Source organism: Mesorhizobium sp. P3_B5, from assembly GCF_056402815.1.
The window spans coordinates 332,340-351,904 of the sequence record NZ_JBFUGR010000002.1 but is presented as its reverse complement, the minus strand read 5'-3'; the positions used below and the strand labels follow the sequence as shown (position 1 = coordinate 351,904).

21 protein-coding genes are annotated in these 19,565 nt (G+C 63.2%); 12 read left to right on the top strand and 9 right to left on the bottom strand.

Annotation, left to right across the window (positions count from 1 at the left end; all coding sequences use genetic code 11):
* Positions 1-130: 130 nt before the first annotated feature.
* From AC1DVW_RS06675 to AC1DVW_RS06660, 4 genes are all read left to right on the top strand, one after another.
* The gene (locus AC1DVW_RS06675) at positions 131-736 is read left to right on the top strand and encodes a TRAP transporter small permease subunit (RefSeq protein WP_477241042.1); all 606 of its coding nucleotides are present in this window, start codon (positions 131-133) and stop codon (positions 734-736) included.
* The gene (locus tag AC1DVW_RS06670; protein ID WP_477275809.1) at positions 733-2,523 is read left to right on the top strand and encodes a TRAP transporter large permease; all 1,791 of its coding nucleotides are present in this window, start codon (positions 733-735) and stop codon (positions 2,521-2,523) included. The genes AC1DVW_RS06675 and AC1DVW_RS06670 overlap by 4 nt, the downstream gene beginning before the upstream one ends.
* Positions 2,524-2,542: 19 nt before the next feature.
* Positions 2,543-3,571, top strand: a complete 1,029-nt coding sequence (locus AC1DVW_RS06665; RefSeq protein WP_477321996.1) for a zinc-dependent alcohol dehydrogenase family protein — start codon at positions 2,543-2,545, stop codon at positions 3,569-3,571.
* Positions 3,572-3,825: 254 nt separating this feature from the next.
* Positions 3,826-4,194, top strand: a complete 369-nt coding sequence (locus AC1DVW_RS06660) for a VOC family protein (RefSeq protein WP_477275813.1) — start codon at positions 3,826-3,828, stop codon at positions 4,192-4,194.
* A 164-nt stretch (positions 4,195-4,358) separates the two neighbouring features.
* Here the strand turns inward: AC1DVW_RS06660 and AC1DVW_RS06655 are convergent, their stop codons facing one another.
* A complete protein-coding gene (locus AC1DVW_RS06655; protein ID WP_477321994.1) occupies positions 4,359-5,468 on the bottom strand; it encodes a TRAP transporter substrate-binding protein in 1,110 nt (369 codons plus the stop codon).
* A gap of 292 nt (positions 5,469-5,760) precedes the next feature.
* On the opposite strand from AC1DVW_RS06655, the gene AC1DVW_RS06650 reads away from it, so the two are divergent.
* The gene (locus AC1DVW_RS06650; protein ID WP_477321992.1) at positions 5,761-6,534 is read left to right on the top strand and encodes a gamma-glutamyl-gamma-aminobutyrate hydrolase family protein; all 774 of its coding nucleotides are present in this window, start codon (positions 5,761-5,763) and stop codon (positions 6,532-6,534) included.
* 15 nt (positions 6,535-6,549) lie between these two features.
* Here the strand turns inward: AC1DVW_RS06650 and AC1DVW_RS06645 are convergent, their stop codons facing one another.
* The 5 genes from AC1DVW_RS06645 to AC1DVW_RS06625 all read right to left on the bottom strand — a co-directional run bounded on the left by AC1DVW_RS06645 (position 6,550) and on the right by AC1DVW_RS06625 (position 10,554).
* A complete protein-coding gene (locus AC1DVW_RS06645) occupies positions 6,550-6,936 on the bottom strand; it encodes a hypothetical protein (RefSeq protein ID WP_477321990.1) in 387 nt (128 codons plus the stop codon).
* An 83-nt stretch (positions 6,937-7,019) separates the two neighbouring features.
* Positions 7,020-8,003, bottom strand: a complete 984-nt coding sequence (locus AC1DVW_RS06640; protein ID WP_477321989.1) for a 2-hydroxyacid dehydrogenase — start codon at positions 8,001-8,003, stop codon at positions 7,020-7,022.
* Positions 8,000-9,022, bottom strand: a complete 1,023-nt coding sequence (locus AC1DVW_RS06635) for a LacI family DNA-binding transcriptional regulator (RefSeq protein ID WP_127259551.1) — start codon at positions 9,020-9,022, stop codon at positions 8,000-8,002. The genes AC1DVW_RS06640 and AC1DVW_RS06635 overlap by 4 nt, the downstream gene beginning before the upstream one ends.
* A gap of 66 nt (positions 9,023-9,088) precedes the next feature.
* A complete protein-coding gene (locus AC1DVW_RS06630) occupies positions 9,089-9,973 on the bottom strand; it encodes a DMT family transporter (RefSeq protein WP_477321987.1) in 885 nt (294 codons plus the stop codon).
* Between the two features lie 173 nt (positions 9,974-10,146).
* The gene (locus AC1DVW_RS06625) at positions 10,147-10,554 is read right to left on the bottom strand and encodes a DUF2000 family protein (RefSeq protein ID WP_477241024.1); all 408 of its coding nucleotides are present in this window, start codon (positions 10,552-10,554) and stop codon (positions 10,147-10,149) included.
* Positions 10,555-10,590: 36 nt separating this feature from the next.
* On the opposite strand from AC1DVW_RS06625, the gene AC1DVW_RS06620 reads away from it, so the two are divergent.
* Positions 10,591-11,463, top strand: a complete 873-nt coding sequence (locus tag AC1DVW_RS06620) for an AraC family transcriptional regulator (protein ID WP_477241022.1) — start codon at positions 10,591-10,593, stop codon at positions 11,461-11,463.
* Between the two features lie 13 nt (positions 11,464-11,476).
* On the opposite strand, the gene AC1DVW_RS06615 is transcribed toward AC1DVW_RS06620, so the two are convergent.
* Both AC1DVW_RS06615 and AC1DVW_RS06610 read right to left on the bottom strand, forming a co-directional pair.
* Positions 11,477-11,947, bottom strand: a complete 471-nt coding sequence (locus AC1DVW_RS06615; protein ID WP_477241020.1) for a MarR family winged helix-turn-helix transcriptional regulator — start codon at positions 11,945-11,947, stop codon at positions 11,477-11,479.
* A gap of 220 nt (positions 11,948-12,167) precedes the next feature.
* Positions 12,168-12,899: an intradiol ring-cleavage dioxygenase gene (locus AC1DVW_RS06610; RefSeq protein ID WP_477321985.1), complete on the bottom strand. Its 732-nt coding sequence runs from the start codon at positions 12,897-12,899 to the stop codon at positions 12,168-12,170.
* A gap of 202 nt (positions 12,900-13,101) precedes the next feature.
* On the opposite strand from AC1DVW_RS06610, the gene AC1DVW_RS06605 reads away from it, so the two are divergent.
* The 4 genes from AC1DVW_RS06605 (at position 13,102) to AC1DVW_RS06590 (ending at position 16,127) form a co-directional block, all read left to right on the top strand.
* A complete protein-coding gene (locus AC1DVW_RS06605; protein ID WP_477241016.1) occupies positions 13,102-14,181 on the top strand; it encodes a CobW family GTP-binding protein in 1,080 nt (359 codons plus the stop codon).
* Positions 14,182-14,250: 69 nt separating this feature from the next.
* Positions 14,251-14,529: a type II toxin-antitoxin system TacA family antitoxin gene (locus AC1DVW_RS06600; protein ID WP_477241014.1), complete on the top strand. Its 279-nt coding sequence runs from the start codon at positions 14,251-14,253 to the stop codon at positions 14,527-14,529.
* Entirely contained in the window at positions 14,526-15,053 is a 528-nt protein-coding gene (locus AC1DVW_RS06595; RefSeq protein WP_477241012.1) for a GNAT family N-acetyltransferase, read from the top strand. The genes AC1DVW_RS06600 and AC1DVW_RS06595 overlap by 4 nt, the downstream gene beginning before the upstream one ends.
* Before the next feature lie 99 nt (positions 15,054-15,152).
* A complete protein-coding gene (locus AC1DVW_RS06590) occupies positions 15,153-16,127 on the top strand; it encodes a WD40 repeat domain-containing protein (RefSeq protein WP_477321984.1) in 975 nt (324 codons plus the stop codon).
* Positions 16,128-16,134: 7 nt separating this feature from the next.
* Here the strand turns inward: AC1DVW_RS06590 and AC1DVW_RS06585 are convergent, their stop codons facing one another.
* Entirely contained in the window at positions 16,135-16,587 is a 453-nt protein-coding gene (locus tag AC1DVW_RS06585) for a hypothetical protein (protein ID WP_477275837.1), read from the bottom strand.
* A 168-nt stretch (positions 16,588-16,755) separates the two neighbouring features.
* Here AC1DVW_RS06585 and AC1DVW_RS06580 point away from each other — a divergent pair, with 168 nt between their 5' ends.
* A complete protein-coding gene (locus AC1DVW_RS06580) occupies positions 16,756-18,138 on the top strand; it encodes an aspartate aminotransferase family protein (protein ID WP_477321982.1) in 1,383 nt (460 codons plus the stop codon).
* The gene (locus tag AC1DVW_RS06575; protein ID WP_477275842.1) at positions 18,135-19,556 is read left to right on the top strand and encodes a glutamine synthetase family protein; all 1,422 of its coding nucleotides are present in this window, start codon (positions 18,135-18,137) and stop codon (positions 19,554-19,556) included. Before AC1DVW_RS06580 ends, AC1DVW_RS06575 begins: the two co-directional genes overlap by 4 nt.
* Positions 19,557-19,565: the final 9 nt, after the last annotated feature.

Below are 19,565 nucleotides of genomic sequence, written 5' to 3'. Positions count from 1 at the left end.
GGCCTGACAACAGCGTTTACCCGCTCTCTCCATGTTGACCCGCCGAACCACGCACGGCATACCGTTGGGCCACAGCAGCGTGGCGGAAAAGCGGGGGGATCGGCACGCCTCTGACATAAGGGAGGAATGCATGGCAGGGCTTCTCGCTCTATCCAGAACGATCGACCGTATGAACGAGTTCATCGGCAAATGGGTGTCGTGGCTGATCCTGCTCGCAATTCTGGTCAGCGCCGCCAACGCAATCATCCGCAAAGTTTTTGACATCTCGTCGAACGCCTGGCTGGAGCTGCAGTGGTATCTGTTCGGCGCCGCCTTCATGCTGGCCGCCGCCTACACGCTGAAGCAGAACGACCATATCCGCATCGACATCGTCTACGGCATGTTCTCGCGTCGGGTGCAGCACTGGATCGACCTTCTCGGCCACCTCTTCTTCCTGATGCCGTTCGTGACGCTGATGGTGATCTATTTCGTTCCCTATGTGTCGCTGTCGTTCCGTAGCGGCGAGATGTCGAACAATTCCGGCGGGCTGATCATCTGGCCGGCCAAGGCCATCCTTTTGGTCGGCTTCTTCCTGCTGGCGCTGCAGGGCATTTCCGAGATCATCAAGAAGATCGCCATCATGCGTGGCGACATGGACGATCCAAACCCGTTCATATCCGCGCATGAGCAGGCCGAACTTGAGGCCAAGGCGCTCGCCGAAGAAGCCAAGGCACTCGCCGGGCAGGTGCGCTCATGATGGAGTTCATCGCCCAGAACATGGCGCCGATCATGTTCGCCTCGCTGATCATCTTCCTGCTGATCGGCTACCCCGTCGCCTTTTCGCTGGCCGCCAACGGCCTGATGTTCTTCTTCATCGGCGTACTCCTGTCGCCCTACTCGGGCGGATCGATCAACCTCGCCTGGCCGCTGCTGCATGCGCTGCCGGATAATTTCTACGGCAGCCGGGTGATGTCGAACGACACGCTGCTGGCCATTCCGTTCTTCACCTTCATGGGCATCGTGCTCGAACGCTCCGGCATGGCCGAGGACCTGCTCGACACGATCGGCCAGCTGTTCGGACCGATCCGCGGCGGCCTCGCCTATGCCGTGATCTTCGTCGGCGCGCTGCTGGCCGCGACCACCGGCGTCGTGGCGGCTTCCGTCATCGCCATGGGACTGATCTCATTGCCGATCATGCTGCGCTACGGTTATGACCGCAGTGTCGCTGCCGGTGTCATCGCGGCGTCGGGCACGCTCGCCCAGATCATCCCGCCATCGCTGGTGCTGATCGTGCTTGCCGACCAGCTCGGCCGCTCGGTCGGCGACATGTATGCGGGCGCGTTGATCCCCGGCCTGGTGCTGACCGGCCTCTATGCGCTGTACATCCTGATCATGTCGATCGTCCGGCCAAAGTCGATGCCGGCCTTGCCGCTGGAAGCCCGCACGCTGGGTCACGGTGTGCTTTCGCTGCTGGCGGCGCTGCTGGCGGCGGTGGTGATTTCTTATGCGGCGTATCGCTACCTGGTGCCGGCGCATGGCGACAATGCCGACATCCTCGGCGCCAGCGTCGGCGTGATCTTCATCTACATCGTGGCCATCGCCGACAAGCGCCTGAACATCAACATGATGTCCAGGCTGGCGCAGCAGGTGATCATCGTGCTGATCCCGCCGCTGGCGCTGATCTTCCTGGTGCTTGGCACCATCTTCCTCGGCATCGCCACGCCGACCGAAGGCGGCGCCATGGGCTCCGTCGGCGCGCTGATCATGGCCGCGGTAAAGGGGCGGCTGTCGCTGGATGTGATCAAACAGGCACTGACCTCGACGACGCGGCTGTCGTCCTTCGTGCTGTTCATCCTGATCGGCGCGCGGGTGTTTTCGCTCACCTTCTACGGCGTCAACGGCCACATCTGGGTCGAGCATCTGTTGATCTCGCTGCCGGGCGGTGAAGTCGGCTTCCTGATCGGGGTCAACATCCTGGTCTTCTTCCTCGCCTTCTTCCTCGACTTCTTCGAGCTTGCCTTCATCATCGTGCCGCTCTTGGCGCCGGCCGCCGACAAGCTCGGCATCGACCTGATCTGGTTCGGCGTGCTGCTGGGCGTCAACATGCAGACCTCTTTCATGCACCCGCCCTTCGGCTTCGCGCTGTTCTACCTGCGCTCGGTCGCTGCCCGCGTGCCCTATCTCGATCGCCTCACCGGCAAGCAGATCGCACCGGTCACCACCGGCCAGATCTATTGGGGCGCGGTGCCCTTCGTCTGCATCCAGGTCATCATGATCGGGCTGACCATCGCCTTCCCGCAGATGGTGATGCGCTACAAGGGCGCGGCGGTCGATCCCGGCACGATCGAAATTCAGCTGCCGGACATGCCAGGTCTGTCGCCGCTCGGCACGGCGCCGGCGGATGGCGGCGCCCCGGCCAATGGCGGCGCTGCACCGGCAGCTCCGACCAACGACCTGTCGCAGCCACCGAACTTCGGCGATGCGCCGCCCGCCAAGCCGGCGGCGCCGGCAACCGACCTCTCCCAGCCGCCGAACTTCAACTGATGCGGATGGGTGAGCAGTCATGAAAGCGGTGCGTCTGGAGGCGATTGGCAGCATCGCGCTGCGCGAGGTCGACAAACCGTCTGCCGGCCCCGACGATCTTCTGGTGCGGATCGAGGCCTGCGGTGTCTGCGGCACCGACCGGCATCTTCTCCATGGCGAATTCCCCTGCACGCCACCGGTCACGCTGGGACATGAATTCTCCGGCATCGTCGAGACGGTCGGAAGTTCAGTATCCGGCTTTGCCATTGGCGACCGGGTCACCGGCAATCCCAACATCGCCTGCGGGCGATGCACGCATTGTCATGCCGGGCGGGTCAATCTGTGCAAAAATCTGCGCGCCATCGGCATCCATCGCGATGGCGGCTTTGCCGAGTATGTCGTCATGCCGCAGACGCAGGCCTTCATTCTGCCGAGCGATCTCAAGCCGACACATGGCGCGTTTTGCGAGCCGCTTGGCTGCTGCCTGCATGGCGTCGACCTGGCTGAGATCAGGCCCGGCGCCTCGGTTGTCGTGCTTGGCGGCGGCGTGATCGGCCTGCTGACCGTGCAACTCGCCAGGCTGGCAGGGGCGACGACCATCATTCTGTCGACGCGCCAGGCCTCGCGGCGCGCCCTTGCCGAGGAATTGGGCGCGACCGCGACGGTGGACCCCAACGCTTCCGATGTGATCGACGCAGTCGTCGGACCATCCGGACTGGTGCCGGGCGGTGTCGATGTGGTGTTCGAATGCGCCGGCGTCAGGGAAACCGTCGAGCAGTCGCTGCGGCTGGCCAGGGCCGGCGGCACGATCGTTATCGTCGGTGTGATGCCGCAAGGCATGAAGGCAGAGTTCGAGCCCTTCGATCTGTTGTTCCGGGAGTTGAAGGTTCAAGGTTCTTTCGTAAATCCCTTCACCCACCGCCGGGCTGCCGATCTCATCGCCTCGGGCGCAATCGAGATCGACAGGTTGATCTCCAGGCAGGTGACGCTTGAAGAGGCGGTAACGGTGATCGCCAATCCGGCTGGGCCCGGCGAAGTCAAGGTGCTGGTGGTGCCAGGCCTGAGCTGACGCTTGCCGACGGTTCGCCGATCGGCTATTCAACCGGCGCCGAAAAAGACATGACCGGTTCGGTAGTCCGGTTTCTTCCGTTTTTGAACGGAGGCTTGTTCGCCGCTTGATTTGCGGGAGAACCCGCGGCCGGCAAGCGAGGCGAAGCCCGCGAGCCGGTTGGGTCATGTCTGGATTTCCTGATGTCACAGCCCCGCCGGTTTCACGGTCTGCAGCCACGCCTGTCCGCATCTCAAACCGGAACAGGAACGACCATGAGACTGAACCACGCAAATCTCGTTACATCAGAAGTTGCAGCCCTTGCCGGCTTCTTCACCAGCCATTTCGGCTTCGAACTTGTCGCCATGCGCGGCAAGGATGCCTTCGCGGTTCTACAGGGGACCGACGGCTTTGCCCTTAACCTGATGAAACCCGGCAAGGGAGAGGCAGCATCCTATCCCGACGGGTTTCATGTCGGCTTCTTCGTCGGCAAAGCAGATGGCGTGCACACCAAGCATGCCGAACTTGCCGATGCCGGCCTGCAGCCTGGCGAGGTCCAGGAGCTGACGCGCGGCGGCATCAAGTCGACGACCTTTTATTGTCATGCGCCGGGCGGCCTCCTCATTGAGGTCAGCGCTTCCTAAAGCGCGTCGCCTTGAAGCGGATACAGGCAACGCGCTTTAAGTCTTTGTTTTGATGCATGTCGTTGTCCCAAAACCGCTGCGCACTTTTGGGCGACATGCATTAAGCCTGACAAAAAAGACCCCGGGCCGACAAGCCCGGGGTCGTTTTCAGCAAAGCCCAAAACCTACAGCTTGCCGTTGCGCTGCTGGACCATCATGAAGGTGTCGTAATTGTATTCGGCCACCTGCGCCCACAGATAGTGCTCCTTGCGGAAGCCCTTGATCGAGTCCCAGATCTTCTTGAAGGGTGCGTTGGTGGCTTCCATTTCGGCATAGACCTCGTTGGCCTTTTCGAAGCAGGCGGCCATGATCTCCTGGGTGAACGGGCGCAATTTCGCGCCACCGGCCACCAACCGCTTCACCGCCGCCGGATTGAGGAAGTCGTATTTCTGCAGCATGTTGGCGTCGGCCGCCTGGGCGGCGGTGCGCACCAAGGACTTGTAGGCCGGCGAGAGCTCTTCGTATTTCGCCTTGTTGAACATCAGATGCACGGTCGGGCCACCTTCCCACCAGCCGGGATAGTAGTAGTAGGGCGCGACCTTGTAGAAGCCGAGCTTCTCGTCGTCATAGGGGCCAACCCATTCGGCGGCGTCGATGGTGCCTTTTTCCAGCGCCGGATAGATGTCGCCACCGGCGATCTGCTGCGGCACGACGCCGAGCTTCGAGACAACTTTGCCGGCAAAGCCGCCGATGCGCATCTTGAGACCCGAGAGGTCGGCGACGGTGTTGATCTCCTTGCGGAACCAGCCGCCCATCTGCACGCCGGTGTTGCCGCCGGGCAGGCCGAAAAGCCCCTGCGTGGCGAGAAACTCGTTGAACAGGTCGATGCCACCGCCGTGATAGTGCCAGGCATTCATGCCGCGCGCGTTGAGCGAGAACGGCACCGCCGCACCCAGCGCCCATGTCGGGTCCTTGCCCCAGTAATAGTATGCCACCGTGTGGCAGGCCTCGACGGTGCCGGCCGTGGTCGCGTCCGCGGCCTGCAGGCCGGGCACGAGCTCGCCCGCGGCAAAGACCTGGACCTGGAAGTTGCCGTCGGTCGCATCCGACAGCATCTTGGAGAAGACCTCAGCGCCGCCATAGATCGTGTCGAGCGATTTCGGGAACGACGACGCAAGGCGCCACGTCACTTTCGGATTGGATTGGGCGATGGCTGGCGCGGCAAGCGTCGCGGCCGCCGCCGCGGCCCCCACGCCGGTCGTGCCGGCCTTGCGGATGAATGAACGACGATCCATGAAGTTCCTCCCGTTTGGATCAAACAGACCGGCATTCGGGCAAATCCTCGAAAGCCCGGCTCGGCCTGGGGCGAAACAATACACGGGCAAGAGGTCGAGTCCAGCACGGCGGCCGGATTTGACGGCAACGTTTCGGGAATAATCGCAGCGCACACGCGGGGACTGCAACTATAGTCTAACGCCCGCTCCGTGGCCCATGCGACAGCGTGAAACTTGTCATGGAAAAGCGCCTTCAGATCGCCTATTTTGCAGGCAGAAGTGTTGTTCGCACCAAATGGAACCCGGATCTAAAATGCATCAGCCGCTCGTCGCCATATCGACCGACGTCCGCCAGTTCGACAATTACACATGGCATGCCGCGCCGCAGCAATATCTTGAGGCAGCGCTGTCAGGCGCCGGCGTGTTCCCGCTCTTGGTGCCATCCTTCGGCGACCGACTCGATTTCGATGAACTGCTGTCGTCGGTCGACGGCGTCATGGTCACCGGTTCGAAATCCAATGTGCATCCATCGCTCTATGGCGGTGATGCCAGCGATGCCAACGGCCCCTACGATCCCGCCCGCGATGCCACGACGCTGCCGCTGATTCGCAGGGCGATCGAGCGCGGCGTACCGCTGCTCGCAATCTGCCGTGGCATCCAGGAACTGAACGTGGCGCTGGGCGGCACGCTGGGCACCGAGATCCAGGAGCGCGAGGGCTCGCACGACCATCGCGCGCCGGTGAGCGACAATCAGGACGAACGCTTCGCCATCCACCAGACCATTTCGATCAAGCCCGGGAGCTGCCTCGCCGGCGTCTTCGGCGCCACTGACATCAAGGTCAATTCGTTGCACCGCCAGGCGATCGACCGGCTCGGCCCGAAGCTGCAGGTCGAGGCGGTGGCGACGGACGGCACGATCGAAGCGGTCTCTGTGAGGGACGCCCGCGCCTTCGCCGTCGGCGTCCAGTGGCACCCCGAATACTGGGTCAAGTCGGACAGCGTCTCGGCAAAGATATTCCGTGCCTTCGGCGACGCGGTCCGCTTGCACGCGGCGGCGAAATCCGGCGCGCGCGCAGCCGCCGAATAGGTCGGCCTTCCGAAATCAATTGTCCGTGGCAGCCAGCGACAGCAGCGGCAAAGCCGGCGCGTAGGATTCATAGCCATCGCCGTCGGCGACGCCGAAGGTGACGATCGGATCGACGCCATTGACGCTGAAGGCAACCGTGCCGTCATTCTGTTCGCGCCAGAATTTCGCATGCTCGATGCCCGGCAGCAGACGGCGGCAATTCGAGGCGACCGTCAACAAGGACAAGCCGCCCGAAACTTCGGCGCCACGCGAGATGGCGCAAGCCGCTTCGTCGCCATTGGCGACCAGCCTGTAGTTGCTGGTCGGCCTTGCTTCATTGGCGGCACTTTCACTGCTGCCGCCATGAAACAGCTGAACGCCGGCGAACAAGGCCGCGGCCGCAATCAATGCCGGAATCCTCATCTTTCACTCCACGCCCCCCGGCGCAGGATACAGAATGATTTCAAAGCGTTAAGCCGACGTTAATAAATGTGGCAGACCGCCGCTCAGCCTCGTGCCTTGACCTGAGCCGTCTCCGGCACCGGCGTCACCGGCCGGCGCTCGCTGAACCAGGACACCAGATTGTCGACGCACAGATCGGCCATGGCGCGGCGCGTGTGGTGCGAGGCCGAACCGACATGCGGCAGCAGCGAGGTGTTGGGCGCTTCGAGCAACGCCCTGGGCACGTTCGGTTCGTCGGCAAAGACATCGAGCCCGGCGGCGGCAATGGTGCCGTTGGCAAGGGCGACGGCAAGGGCTGCCTCGTCCACGGTGCTGCCACGGCCGATGTTGACGAAGACGCCGTTGGCGCCGAGCGCCGACAGGATTTCGGCATTGACCGCCTTTTCCGTCGAAGCGCCGCCGGGCGCCACGGAAATCAGCGTGTCGACCGCTTCGGCGAGGCCCTTCAACGTCGGGTGGTAGGCGTAGGCCAAGCCTACGACCTGGCGCCGGTTGTGATAGGCGACCGGTAAGCCAAAGGCTTCCAGCCGCCGGGCAATGGCTTGCCCGATGCGGCCCATGCCGAAGATGCCGACCTTCCGACCACGCAAGGTCAACCGGCTGAGCGGATAGTTGCCGTTGCGCACCCAGCTGCCATCGCGCAGCCAGGTTTCGGCGCGCGGCAGGTCGCGAATGGTGTTGATCAGCAGTCCGATCGCGGTGTCGGCAACCTCCTCGGTCAGCACATCGGGCGTGTTGGTGACCATGATGTTTTTCGCGGCCGCATGGCCGACATCGACCGAATCATAGCCGACACCGAACGAGGCGATGAGTTCGAGATTGGGCAATGCATCCATCATCACGGCATCGATGCCAGCGAAGGAGGCGATGCCGCGCACCTTGCTGCGCATCTCGTCGGTGACCAGCGCCGGATCGGCGCGCTCGATCCTGATCCGATTGAAGGTGCGGTCTATGCGCTCAACGGCATGGTCGTTGAAATGCCCCGGCACCAGGATGGCGACGGTCTGCAATTGGTCGGCCTTTGTCATGCACGCTCCACCGGCTTGCCGGTTGACTGACGCACATGCAGTTCCGGCTTGATGAGTTCCTGCGACGGCCGCACCGTCTGCCCGTTGAGCTTGTCGAGCAGCGCACTGGCGGCGCGACGGCCGACCTCACGCTGGCCGTTCCAGACCGTGGTCAGTGCGGGCGTTGCGATCGCAGCCTCCTCGAGATCGTCATAGCCGGTGACGGAGATATCGACACCCGGCACCAGGCCAGCGCGGGCGATGCCGTTCATAAGCCCGATGGCGACGAGATCATTCCAGCAGCAGGCGGCGGTTGGCCTGTCTTTCAGCGCCAAAAACTGTCCAGCCGCCTCGAAACCGGCCTGCTTGGTGCGCGGGCCGGCAATGCGCCAGGACGGCCTGACTTCGAGCCCTGCCGCCTCCATGGCGTTGACATAGCCCTGGTAGCGGTCGCGGCCGGTCGAGGTCTGATCGGTGCCGCCGATCATGGCGATGCGCTTGTGGCCGAGCGAGATCAGGTGATTGGTGGCAAGCCCGGTGCCATAGGAATCGTCGCCGCGAAACACCGGCACGTCCGCGCCTTCGACCGTGCGCGCGATCAACACCGCCGGCAGGCCGTTTTCCTCGGCCATGACGATGTCGGAAGCCGGCGTGCCGATGGCCGGCGACATGATGACGCCGTCGGCGCCGAGCTGCAGAAGCGTGTCGATGAAGGTGCGCTGCTTTTCGAGCTGGTCGTAGTGGTTGGACAGGATGAAGGTCTGCCGGCTGCGGTCGAGCTCGCTTTCGATCGAACGCAGGATCTCGGCAAAGAACGGGTTCATGATGTCGTGGACGACGACGCCAACGATGCCCGAGCGCGAGGTGCGCAGGCTGGCGGCACGGCGGTTGTAGATATAGCCGATGGCCCGCGCATGCTCCTTGATGCGATCGCGCGTGGTGCCGGCGACCAGCGGGCTGTCGCGCAGCGCTAGCGAGACGGTGGCCGTGGACACGCCAAGCGCGTCCGCGATCGTCGAAAGCTTGATTTTTTGTGCCAGCGACCTGGGCTCCCCGACCGGCTTAAACAGTTTAAACGCGGCCTTATGCCATCGATCGGGTGCAAATCAAAGTTTTTTTGCCAGCGCTTCCATCTCGACGTCGAGTGCGGCGCGATTGCGCACACGCAGCCGGTGCTCGCGATGGACGATGTAGAGGCCGCTGGCGACGATGATTGCGGCGCCTAGAAGCGTCCAGCGGTCGGGGAACTGGTTGAAGAAGAACCAGCCGGAAACAATCATCCACACCATTTGCGAATAGGGATAGGGCGCGAGCGCCGTGGTGGTGGCGATGCGATAGGCCTGCACCAGCAGCCAATGGCCGATGGCGCCGAACACGCCAAGCATCAGAAGGACGACCCAATGCCAGCCGTCCTGCGGCAGCGACTGCGAAAACGGCAGCAGAGGCAAAAGCAGCACGGCGGGCGCCAGCGCCGAAAACAGGATGAGGCTCTCGGAGGTTTCGCTCGCCGACATGCGGCGCGTCATGATGACGTAAAAACAGTTCGACAGCATCGAACAGAGCGCAAAGAGGTGGCCGATGCCGAAAACGCCGACGCCGGGCCGGGTGATGATGAGGACCCCGACAAAGCCGGTCAGGATGGCCAGCCAGCGCCGCCAGCCAGCCCATTCGCCCAGCAGCGGACCGGCAAGGGCGGTGATCACCATCGGCGCGAAGAAGAAGATCGAGGTGGTTTCGGCCAGCTGCAGTGTCCGCAGCGCCAGCACGTTGAGTATGGTCGAGCCGAACAGGAACAGACCGCGCAATATATGCGCCGGCAGATTGTTGGCGCGAAAGCGCGACGGATCGCGCCAGCCGTGCAGAAAGACCCCGACAATCAGCACGTGAACGGTGAAGCGCGCCCAGGCGACGATCAGTGCCGAGACGCCGGCCAGGACAAGATATTTGCTGCTGGTGTCGAGAAAGGTGAAACACACATAGACCGAAAGCATGCAGACGATCGCCGCCGGCGGCGTCGCGCTTTCGTCATGTCTTGGGGGAGCACTCAATTTCGGGCCGGACGGAAGGTAGGCGGAAACCCACCTTTGCGGCAATTGCCGCCAGCCGGCAAGCCAAAAGCGCCTGGCACAACAAGACCTGCGGACAGGCTTAGGCCCCAGAGGCATCAGGGATGCATGCGGGCGCCTTTGGTGATCTTGTCGACGAGCTTCTTTTCGGCACGCAGCGCGATGCCGACCACCTTGGCGTCCTCGGGCGCAAATTGCGCAAAGACGGCGCGGTTGGCGACGTCATGGCCGGTCGAAAACATTTCGTCGACGTAGAGCGAGGTTGTGACACCGCGCTCCAGAGCCCGCCTATGGATCGCGCCAAGTGTTGGGCGATCAGCTGAAAGCACGATGACCGGCTGGATCGACAGCGGGTTGTAGATGTTGCCGGCGCGGTCGCGGTAGGGCTCGCCGATGATGTCGGGACCCTGCGCGACGATGCCGCTGGTCAGGAAGGCGGTGACGTTGAGTTTCTGCCAGACGGGAAGATCATCCTGCAGCACGATTGCGAACTTCATATCGAACATGAGAGACTTGACCAATTCGAGTTGTGAAATGAGGCGATGCCGCACGATCTAGACAGGCAGGCCCTGCAAGGTCTTGGACGTTTGTGCGTGGATGCGGCCGAGAACCGCATCGTCGCGGCCCCTGGTCATGCCGGCATGGAGCGTATCGAGGCGCGGTTCCACGGCAACGCCTTCGATCTCCACCGCCACGACACCTATGCGATCGGCGTGACACTGCATGGCGTGCAGAGCTTCCGCTATCGCGGCGCGACAAATCACAGCCTGCCGGGCCAGATCATCGTGCTGCATCCCGACGAATTGCACGATGGCGGCGCCGGCACCGAAAACGGCCTGCGCTACCGGATACTCTATCTGGAGCCGTCGCTCATCCTGGACTGCCTCGGCGGTGCAGCGCTGCCGTTCGTGCGCGATGCTGTGGTGAGCGACCGCGTTTTCTGCGCAACGCTGCTTTCGGCGCTGGGGCCGCTGGACCAGGAGCTGGACGAGCTGTTCGTCAGCGATTTCATCACGCAGTTGACGCAAAGCCTGGCGCGGCATGCCGGCCAGCCGGCAAAGCCGATCTTGAAAACCGCATGGCGCGCCGTCAGCCTGGCGCGCGACTATCTTGAGGAAAACGCAGAGCGAAGCGTGTGCTCGGAAGAGCTGGAGGCAATCACCGGGCTCGACCGTTACGCCCTGTCGCGGCATTTCCGGGCTGCCTTCGCAACCAGCCCACACCGCTTTCTGGTGATGCGCCGGCTGCAACGGGCGCGCCGGATGATCGAGGCCAACGAGCCACTGGCGCAGATCGCCATTGCGGCCGGCTTCAGCGACCAGAGCCATTTCAACAGGCATTTCAAGAAGGCGTTCGGCGTTACGCCGGGACGTTGGTCGGCACTGATCCACGGGCCGGCGAACGCGGCCGCCTGATAAACAACCGAGATCAGTCGTCGATGTCGGCGTCCTCGTCGATGAGCACCATTTCCTCGTTGGAAAGGTTCGCCTCGATGCGGGCCAGCAGCTTGAACAGCGCCTTCTGGTCCTTCTTGTCGAGGCCTTTCAGCGCCTGCTTTTCGGTCTTCTTCACCGATTTCTCGATGGCATGGATGATGTCGCGGCCGGTCTCGGTGAGGAAGATATGGGCCTGGCGGGCATCGGCCGAGGAGGCACGCTTTTCCAGAAAACCCTGCGCCTGCAGCCGGTTGATGGTCTTGGTGATGGTCGGCGGGCGCACGCCGAGGCGGCCGGCGAGATTGCCGGGCGTCTGGCCGTCCTCGCGGTCGAGCGCCAGCATGATCTGGTCCTGCCCGGCATAGAAACCGTGCGCCAGCAGCCGTGCGGCGAGCGCCGTACGCGCCAGCCGCGCCGCCGAATGCAGCCGGCTCATTGTCGCAGTCTTGTCCGCCTTGGCCATGGTCATCCCTCTTCGGCCGAACCGGTGCGGGCAGCATAGACCCAGCCGCCGGGTTGGCAATCGACGATCAAAAAGATTCCGGCTTTGCAAAACAGCTTTGCCGGCAAGCATTACGGTGTCCGCCGTGGTCAATGCCAGATGTTTATTTCAGTTAGATGACAAACGACTTTTCGGCGCGAGGACTCTTTCAACGGAGTGCCAGATGCACGGAACGAGGCGCTCAACCGGCCTTCACCGCGATGACCAACAGGGCCTGATAGGCGTCCGCCACTTCGCGCAATGCCGCCTGCGACAGCGGTCCGGCCTGCCGCGCAATGCCGTCGCCTGCGTTAGACGTGTCGCGCTTGCCGGGACGGTCATTATAGGGGGCGACCGTGGTGAAGATCTGCTCGCTGAGGCTGTCGGGAAAGAACAGCTGGCCGGTCATTACCGAATTGTCGTTTGGGAAGACCTTGAAATGAATGTGGGTGGTGCGGCCGTGATACCAGCCTGGATAAATGGTGGCGAAGGAAACGATGCCGCTGTCATCCGTCTTCTGCCAGCCGCGCAGAAAGCTCTGGCCGGAGGTGTCGACATCCTGGCCATCACCTTGCCCGGGATAGCCGGAATAGGCGCCCTGCGCATCACAATGCCAGATGTCGACGCGCGCGCCGGCAAGCGGCCGACAGCTGGCGTCGACGATTTGCAGCCGGACATTGAGGCTGACACCCTTCTTGCCTTCGGTGACGTCCGTGCGTTCTAGCTTCGGGTCGAAGTAGAACGGCCCCTCGGTCACTTCAGGGGTAATCGCGCAGACTCCGGCGCCGCCATCGAACAGAGCGAGCCCGGCACAGGGCGAGGCCTGCGCCGCCCTTGCGGCGGCCGGCAGGAAGACGCCGCCGCTGGCGGTAACGGCGATTAGGCCGAGCGCCCGGCGCCGGCTTAGCGGGAAGGAGGATGGCCTGGCGGTCATTGGGCACCTCTTCAATTCAGTTCAAGCCGCCTCCCGCACCCGTATCTAAGCGGCATGGCCAGACGGTGCCAATGGAATTCGGCAATGTCGGCAGGCTCATTGGCCCATTGGTTTGCCACGTGCAAAACCGGCAGGGGCGTCCTATATGGAGCCAACAATCCTTTTCGAGGCCCGTCGCGGCCCAGTCACTTCGAGGCATGACATGAGCGATGCACAGACGCAGATTCCCGTAACCGTTCTCACCGGCTATCTCGGCGCTGGCAAGACGACGCTGCTCAATCGCATCCTGTCGGAAAACCACGGCAAGCGCTACGCCGTCATCGTCAATGAATTCGGCGAGATCGGCATCGATAACGAGCTGATCGTGGAATCCGACGAGGAAATCTACGAGATGAACAATGGCTGCGTCTGTTGCACGGTGCGCGGCGACCTGATCCGTGTGGTCGAAGGCCTGATGCGCCGTCCCGGCCGCTTCGACGCCATCCTCGTCGAGACCACCGGGCTCGCCGATCCGGTGCCGGTGGCGCAGACCTTCTTCATGGACGACGACGTGCGATCCAAGACCAGGCTCGACGCGGTGGTGGCATTGGTCGACGCCAAGCATCTGCCGCTGCGTTTGAAGGATTCGCGCGAAGCCGAAGACCAGATCGCCTTTGCCGACGTCATCGTGCTCAACAAGACCGATCTGGTGACACGGGAAGAGCTCACCAAGGTCGAGGCGACGATCCGCGCCATCAACCCGGCTGCGAGGATCCATCGCACCACCCGCGCTGGCGTGGCACTGTCCGAGGTGCTCGACCGCGGCGCCTTCGACCTTTCCAGGGCGCTGGAGAACGATCCGCATTTCCTCGAAGGGCATGACGAGCACGATCACGACCACCATGACCATGACCATGATCATGATCATCACCACCATGATCATGACGGACACGACCATGATCACGATGGGCACCGTCATCACGCGCACCCGTCCGACATCCATGACGTGACAGTGCAGTCGGTGTCGCTGCGCGGCGGCGAGATGGACCCGAAGAAGTTCTTCCCCTGGATCGAGAAGATCACCCAGATGGAAGGCCCGAACATCCTGCGGCTGAAGGGCATCATCGCGCTCAAGGGCGACGATGAGCGCTACGTCATCCAGGGCGTGCACATGATCATCGAAGGCGACCACCAGCGCGCCTGGAAGGATGGCGAGAAGCACGAGAGCCGGCTGGTGTTCATCGGCCGTGAGCTCGATGGCGAGCGGCTGAAGAAGAGCTTCGACGCCTGCCAGGCGGCTTGATGATCTCGGAGGGTTGATTTTGAGTGCATGTACACATATCATGTGTACATGCACCATGAGGAGGCTCTTGTGCCTAGATCAGCCGACAACAAGACCGAGCGTTATCAAATCCGCATTGCGCCTGCGCAGAAGGCGATGATCGCGCGTGCTGCGGCACTGTCGCATAAGGACGTGGCCGACTTCATCCTCGACAAGGTCGTGCCCGAAGCGCAGGCCGTGATTGAGGCGGCCGAGGTGACGAAAGTATCCGATCGCGATTTTGCGCGCATCCTCGAGCTGTTGGAGCACCCGCCAAAACCCAATGCCAGGCTTCAGGCGGCGATCGCCAGCTTGCCGGATACTCTGTGACGCTTCCGTCCTGGCACGAAGAGCCGATTGCGAAACGGCACGATCGGACCTCGTTCGATTGCGGCGACGCGCCGATGAACGATTTCCTGCGACGGTTCGCGCGCCAGAGCCACGATCAGAACGCAGCCAAGACCTTCTGTGCGATCGATGACACGGCTTCGGAGCGGATTCTCGGGTTCTATACGATCGCACCATCCGCAGTCGCTCATGGCACCGTCCCCGAAGCCATGACGAGGGGCTTGGCGCGACACGAGGTTTCCGGCTTCAAGCTTGCTCGGCTTGCGACCGACCGCACAGTGGCAGGACAAGGGCTCGGTGGTCAGCTGCTTGCCTCCGCAGCGTTGCGCTGCCTACGGCTCGCTGGCGAGGGCGGCGGCATCCTGCTCATCATCGATGCCAAGAGCGAGCGAGCCGCAAGGTGGTATGCCAGTTATGGGGCCGAGCGCCTTCAGGGACCGGATTTGACCCTTGTGATGCCACTGGCGACCTTCGCAACCGGCCTGAAGGCCAAAGGACTGCTTTGACGATCGCCTCCCTTCACTTTGCTGATCCTCATGGTTGCCGGAACCGCGAACGTCGCGTAAGCCGCCTCTGCAATCTCGTCCAACTGAACAAAGATAACCATGCCGACCGTCGCCCCGCTTGATCTCGAAGGACATTGCATCGCCGCCGTCTTCCTCGGCGACGTGCCGCATTTTGCGCTGGCTGACGGCACTGTTCATCGGCTCGACCATGGCCACAAGACGGTACAAGCCAATGACGGCCTGCTCGCTGCTTTCCATGACGCGGCCAACGACAGGCTGATCACCGGTGGCGAGGACGGCAAGATCTTTTCAGTCACCGCCGGCGGCAATGCCAATGAACTGGCGACAGCCGGAAAGAAATGGATCACCAGCGTCGCCGCCGGGCCGCAGGGCGCCATCGCCTATGCCTCGGGCAAGACCGCCTTCGTGCGCTTTGCCGACGGCAAAACCAGGGAGTTTGCCCATCCGCGCTCGGTCGAGGGGTTGGTATTTTCGCCGAAGGGCATGCGTTTTGGCGTCGCCCGATACAATGGCGCGACGCTGCATTTCCCGGCTGCCGAGGGCAAGCCGATCGAGCTCGAATGGGCCGGCGCCCATACCGGCATCAGCTTTTCACCGGATGGGGCATTCGTCGTCACCACCATGCAGGAAAATGCACTGCATGGCTGGAAACTCGCCGACGGCAAGCACATGCGCATGACCGGCTATCCCGGCAAGGTGAAAAGCCTGTCGTGGAGCGCCAAGGGCAAATGGCTGGCGAGTTCCGGCGCGCCGGCGGCGATCGTCTGGCCGTTTTCGGGCAAGGACGGGCCGATGGGCAAGGCGCCGCTGGAACTCGGCACGCGCGGCAACGCCATGGTGACCGCTGTCGCCTGCCATCCGAGCCAGGATGTCGTCGCCGTCGGCTATGACGACGGCATGGTGATGGCGGTGCGTTTTGCCGACGCCAAGGAGGTGCTTTTGCGCCGGCCGGGCAAGGGCGCCATCACCTCGATGATGTGGGACAAGGAAGAGCGCCGCGTCGCCTTCGGCAGCGCTGCCGGCGACTGCGGCGTCGTCGATATTTCGGCATAAGCGTAACTTATTCGGCCCCGCAGGATACTTTGCCGGTGACTTCAACCGGCTTGCCGTCCTGGTCCGTATCCGCCGCGGCGTCGTAGATGGCGAGCGTATACTGCCCGTCATAGACGCCTTCGTCACTGGTCTTGGTCAGGATCGTCAGTTCGACTGAGTTGATGCGTTGCGCGACCTCGTGCTCGTGGTAGATGTTCAGCCGCAATTCCTTGTCGTCGAGCCAGTACTGGGTCAGGTTGGAATCCTCGAACACGGTCTTGCGCAGATCGTCGCCGACCGGCCTGCCCAGAATTTCGAGATCGCCGCGAAAGTTGAAGGTCGGCCCGCCCATGCCCCTGGTGACGCCGGCCTCGACCGTGAATATCGCCGCTGCATCCTCGACGGAACACCAGATGCCGCCGGACGCGAAAGCCGTGCCAGCCGACAGAAACAACGTCGCTACGCAGATGATCGTCCGCATTCTTCTCCCCCCAAAGCCCCCAAGCTCGGCCACATTGATGCCAATCCGAGCCTCGAGGTCAAGCGCCACCAGCGTCTACCGCGGCCGCTGAACCAATGCAGAGCAGCCAGTCGGCCAATTGCGGTTGCGGACCGCTGACGTCTACAGTGCCGGGCGAGAGGGTCCTTCATGCATTTATTCGACCATTCAACGGCCTCCATTGGCGGCATCGGGCCCGCCCGCATCGCCGCATTGCGCGAGGCGGAAGCCGCCATCTTCCGCAAGGCACGGCCGAAATCGCAAGCCAAGGCCGGCAACGGTCTGCCCGGCTTCTTCGGCGGCGTGCCGATGCACTGGATGAACGACTGGCCGACGCCGTTTCCGATCCTGGTCGACAGCGCCAGGGGCGCCACCATCACCGACATCGACGGTATAAGGCTCGACGATTTCTGCCTTGGCGACACCGGCTCGATGTTCGGCCATTCGCCGCCGCCGGTGGCGCGGGCCATCCGCCGCCAGGCCGGGCGCGGCCTGACCTATATGCTGCCTTCCGAAGATGCGCTGGCCATCGGCCCGTTGTTGCAGCAGCGTTTCGGCCTGCCCTTCTGGCAGATCGCGACGACGGCGACCGACGCCAACCGTTTCGCGCTGCGGGTCGCCCGCGCCGTCACCTCCAGGGAGAAAATCCTGGTGTTCAATGGCTGCTATCACGGCTCGGTCGATGAGACGATGGTGCGGCTGGTCGACGGCATCCCGGTCAACCGGCCTGGGCTGGCGGGCGAATTTCGCGACCTGACGCGGGCAACCAAGGTAATCGAATTCAACGACATCTCGGCGCTTGAAGCAGCGCTCAAGGAAAGGGATGTCGCCTGCGTCATCACCGAGCCGGTGCTGACCAATTCCTGCATGGTGCTGCCCGATCCCGGTTTTCACGATGCGCTGCGCAGACTGACGCGCGCGGCCGGCACACTGCTTTTGATCGACGAGACGCATACGATCTCGACCGGCCCCGGCGGCTACACCAGAACATACGGACTGGAACCGGACATTTTCGTGCTGGGCAAGCCGATCGCCGGCGGTGTCCCGGCCAGCGTGTGGGGCATGAGCGACGACATCGCAACACGCTATGCCGCCTACAACAGGACCAAGCAGCCGGGCTATTCCGGCATGGGTACGACGCTGTCGGCCAACCCGCTGCAATTCGCGGCGATGCGCGCCACGCTCGAGGAGGTGATGACGCAAGAGAATTATGACCGGATGGACCATCTGGCGCGGCGGCTCGACGCCGGGCTGACCGGTGTCATCGACCGCTACCGCTTGCCCTGGCATGTTTCCCGCGTCGGCGCCCGCGTCGAGTTCATCTGCGCCCCTGGCCCGCTCAGGAATGGCGGCGAGGCGGACGCCGCGCACGCGCCCGAACTCGAAGCCGCGATCCATGTCGCGCTGGTCAATCAGGGCGTGTTGATCGCGCCCTTCCACAACATGATGCTGATCTCGCCGGCAACCACCGGCGCCCAGGTCAACCGGTTGATAACCGCTTTCGCAGCGGTTGCGGCAAGGCTTGCGGCATGAGACAAGCGCGCATGCCAACCCCAACAGCCACAGCGACCTCGCCTTCGGGCTCGACGCCCGGTGAAGCCAAAGCTTTCCTCGCCGCGCATCCCGAAATCGAGGCTTTCGACATCGTGCTGACCGACGCCAATGGCGTCGGCCGCGGCAAGATAGTGCGCCGGCACGAATTGATGAGCATTTTCGAGGGCGGCCGCCATATGCCGATCTCGATCCTCGGCCTCGACATCACCGGCGAGGATGTGCACGAGACCGGCTTGATCTGGACCACCGGCGACGGTGATCTCAGGGCATGGCCGATCCCCGGCACGCTGGTGCCGCTGTTTGGTACGCAGCCGCCGCGCGGCCAGCTGCTGATGGCGATGTACATGCTCGACGGCCGGCCGATGTCTTCCGACCCGCGGCTGGCGCTGGCCCGCCAGGTGGACATATTGGCGGCCAAGGGCCTCTATCCCGCCGGCGCTTTCGAGCTCGAATTCTTTCTCCTTGCCAACGAACGTGATGCCGATGGCAAGGTGAAGCCGGCGGACGCCGTGCTCGACGGCCGCATCTCGGGCAAGACCGAAGTCTATTCCGTCGACCATCTGCACGGCATGGAACCGCTGTTTTCCGACATCTATGCCGCCGCCAAGGCGCAAGGCATTCCGGCGGAAACCGTCATTTCCGAATATGCGCCCGGCCAGTACGAGCTGACGCTGAACTACCGCAAGGACGTGATGCGGGCGGCCGACGACCTTGTCATGCTGAAGCGGCTGGTGCGGGCGCAGGCGCGCCGCCATGGCGTCACCGCTTGCTTCATGGCCAAGCCGATCGAGAAGTATGCGGGATCAGGCATGCATTTCCATGTTTCGCTGCAGGACAAGGCCGGCAGGAACGTTTTTGCCGAAGCCGGTGGCGAAAGCTGGTCTTTGCCGCTGCTGCAAGGACTTGGCGGCCTGATCCAGACCATGGCCGAATCCATGCTGGTGTTTGCGCCGCATGCCAATTCGTGGCGGCGCTTCGTTTCGCAGTCCTACGCGCCGGTGGCGCCGACCTGGGGCGTCAACAACCGTTCGGTGGCGCTGCGCGTGCCCGCGGGCGACGCCAAGAACCGGCGCATCGAGCACCGGCCGTCGGGCGTCGACGCCAACCCCTATCTGATCGCGGCGACGGTGCTGGCCGCCATCGTCAAAGGTCTCGATGAGGGGCTCGACCCCGGGCCGGAAACCACCGGCAATGGCTACGAATCGGCAATCACGCGCACGACGATGCCGGTGGACTGGCGTGCCGCGATCGAGGCGGCAAGGGCGTCGACCTTCCTCAAAGGCGCGCTCGGCGAAGACCTGCACCGGACGTTCGTGGCGATCAAGCAATCCGAATATCTGCGCGTCGCGCGCACCGTCAGCGAGCTGGACTACCACCTCTATCTGCACGAGGTGTGAGAGCTGCGC

What these genes read in the sequence shown, in the direction of transcription:
- AC1DVW_RS06675 (WP_477241042.1), top strand. Translation starts at nt 131, where the DNA reads ATGGCAGGGCTTCTCGCTCTATCCAGAACGATCGACCGTATGAACGAG.
- AC1DVW_RS06670 (WP_477275809.1), top strand. Translation starts at nt 733, where the DNA reads ATGATGGAGTTCATCGCCCAGAACATGGCGCCGATCATGTTCGCCTCG.
- AC1DVW_RS06665 (WP_477321996.1), top strand. Translation starts at nt 2,543, where the DNA reads ATGAAAGCGGTGCGTCTGGAGGCGATTGGCAGCATCGCGCTGCGCGAG.
- AC1DVW_RS06660 (WP_477275813.1), top strand. Translation starts at nt 3,826, where the DNA reads ATGAGACTGAACCACGCAAATCTCGTTACATCAGAAGTTGCAGCCCTT.
- AC1DVW_RS06655 (WP_477321994.1), bottom strand. Translation starts at nt 5,468, where the DNA reads ATGGATCGTCGTTCATTCATCCGCAAGGCCGGCACGACCGGCGTGGGG.
- AC1DVW_RS06650 (WP_477321992.1), top strand. Translation starts at nt 5,761, where the DNA reads ATGCATCAGCCGCTCGTCGCCATATCGACCGACGTCCGCCAGTTCGAC.
- AC1DVW_RS06645 (WP_477321990.1), bottom strand. Translation starts at nt 6,936, where the DNA reads ATGAGGATTCCGGCATTGATTGCGGCCGCGGCCTTGTTCGCCGGCGTT.
- AC1DVW_RS06640 (WP_477321989.1), bottom strand. Translation starts at nt 8,003, where the DNA reads ATGACAAAGGCCGACCAATTGCAGACCGTCGCCATCCTGGTGCCGGGG.
- AC1DVW_RS06630 (WP_477321987.1), bottom strand. Translation starts at nt 9,973, where the DNA reads ATGCTTTCGGTCTATGTGTGTTTCACCTTTCTCGACACCAGCAGCAAA.
- AC1DVW_RS06625 (WP_477241024.1), bottom strand. Translation starts at nt 10,554, where the DNA reads ATGTTCGATATGAAGTTCGCAATCGTGCTGCAGGATGATCTTCCCGTC.
- AC1DVW_RS06620 (WP_477241022.1), top strand. Translation starts at nt 10,591, where the DNA reads ATGCCGCACGATCTAGACAGGCAGGCCCTGCAAGGTCTTGGACGTTTG.
- AC1DVW_RS06615 (WP_477241020.1), bottom strand. Translation starts at nt 11,947, where the DNA reads ATGGCCAAGGCGGACAAGACTGCGACAATGAGCCGGCTGCATTCGGCG.
- AC1DVW_RS06610 (WP_477321985.1), bottom strand. Translation starts at nt 12,899, where the DNA reads ATGACCGCCAGGCCATCCTCCTTCCCGCTAAGCCGGCGCCGGGCGCTC.
- AC1DVW_RS06605 (WP_477241016.1), top strand. Translation starts at nt 13,102, where the DNA reads ATGAGCGATGCACAGACGCAGATTCCCGTAACCGTTCTCACCGGCTAT.
- AC1DVW_RS06590 (WP_477321984.1), top strand. Translation starts at nt 15,153, where the DNA reads ATGCCGACCGTCGCCCCGCTTGATCTCGAAGGACATTGCATCGCCGCC.
- AC1DVW_RS06585 (WP_477275837.1), bottom strand. Translation starts at nt 16,587, where the DNA reads ATGCGGACGATCATCTGCGTAGCGACGTTGTTTCTGTCGGCTGGCACG.
- AC1DVW_RS06580 (WP_477321982.1), top strand. Translation starts at nt 16,756, where the DNA reads ATGCATTTATTCGACCATTCAACGGCCTCCATTGGCGGCATCGGGCCC.
- AC1DVW_RS06575 (WP_477275842.1), top strand. Translation starts at nt 18,135, where the DNA reads ATGAGACAAGCGCGCATGCCAACCCCAACAGCCACAGCGACCTCGCCT.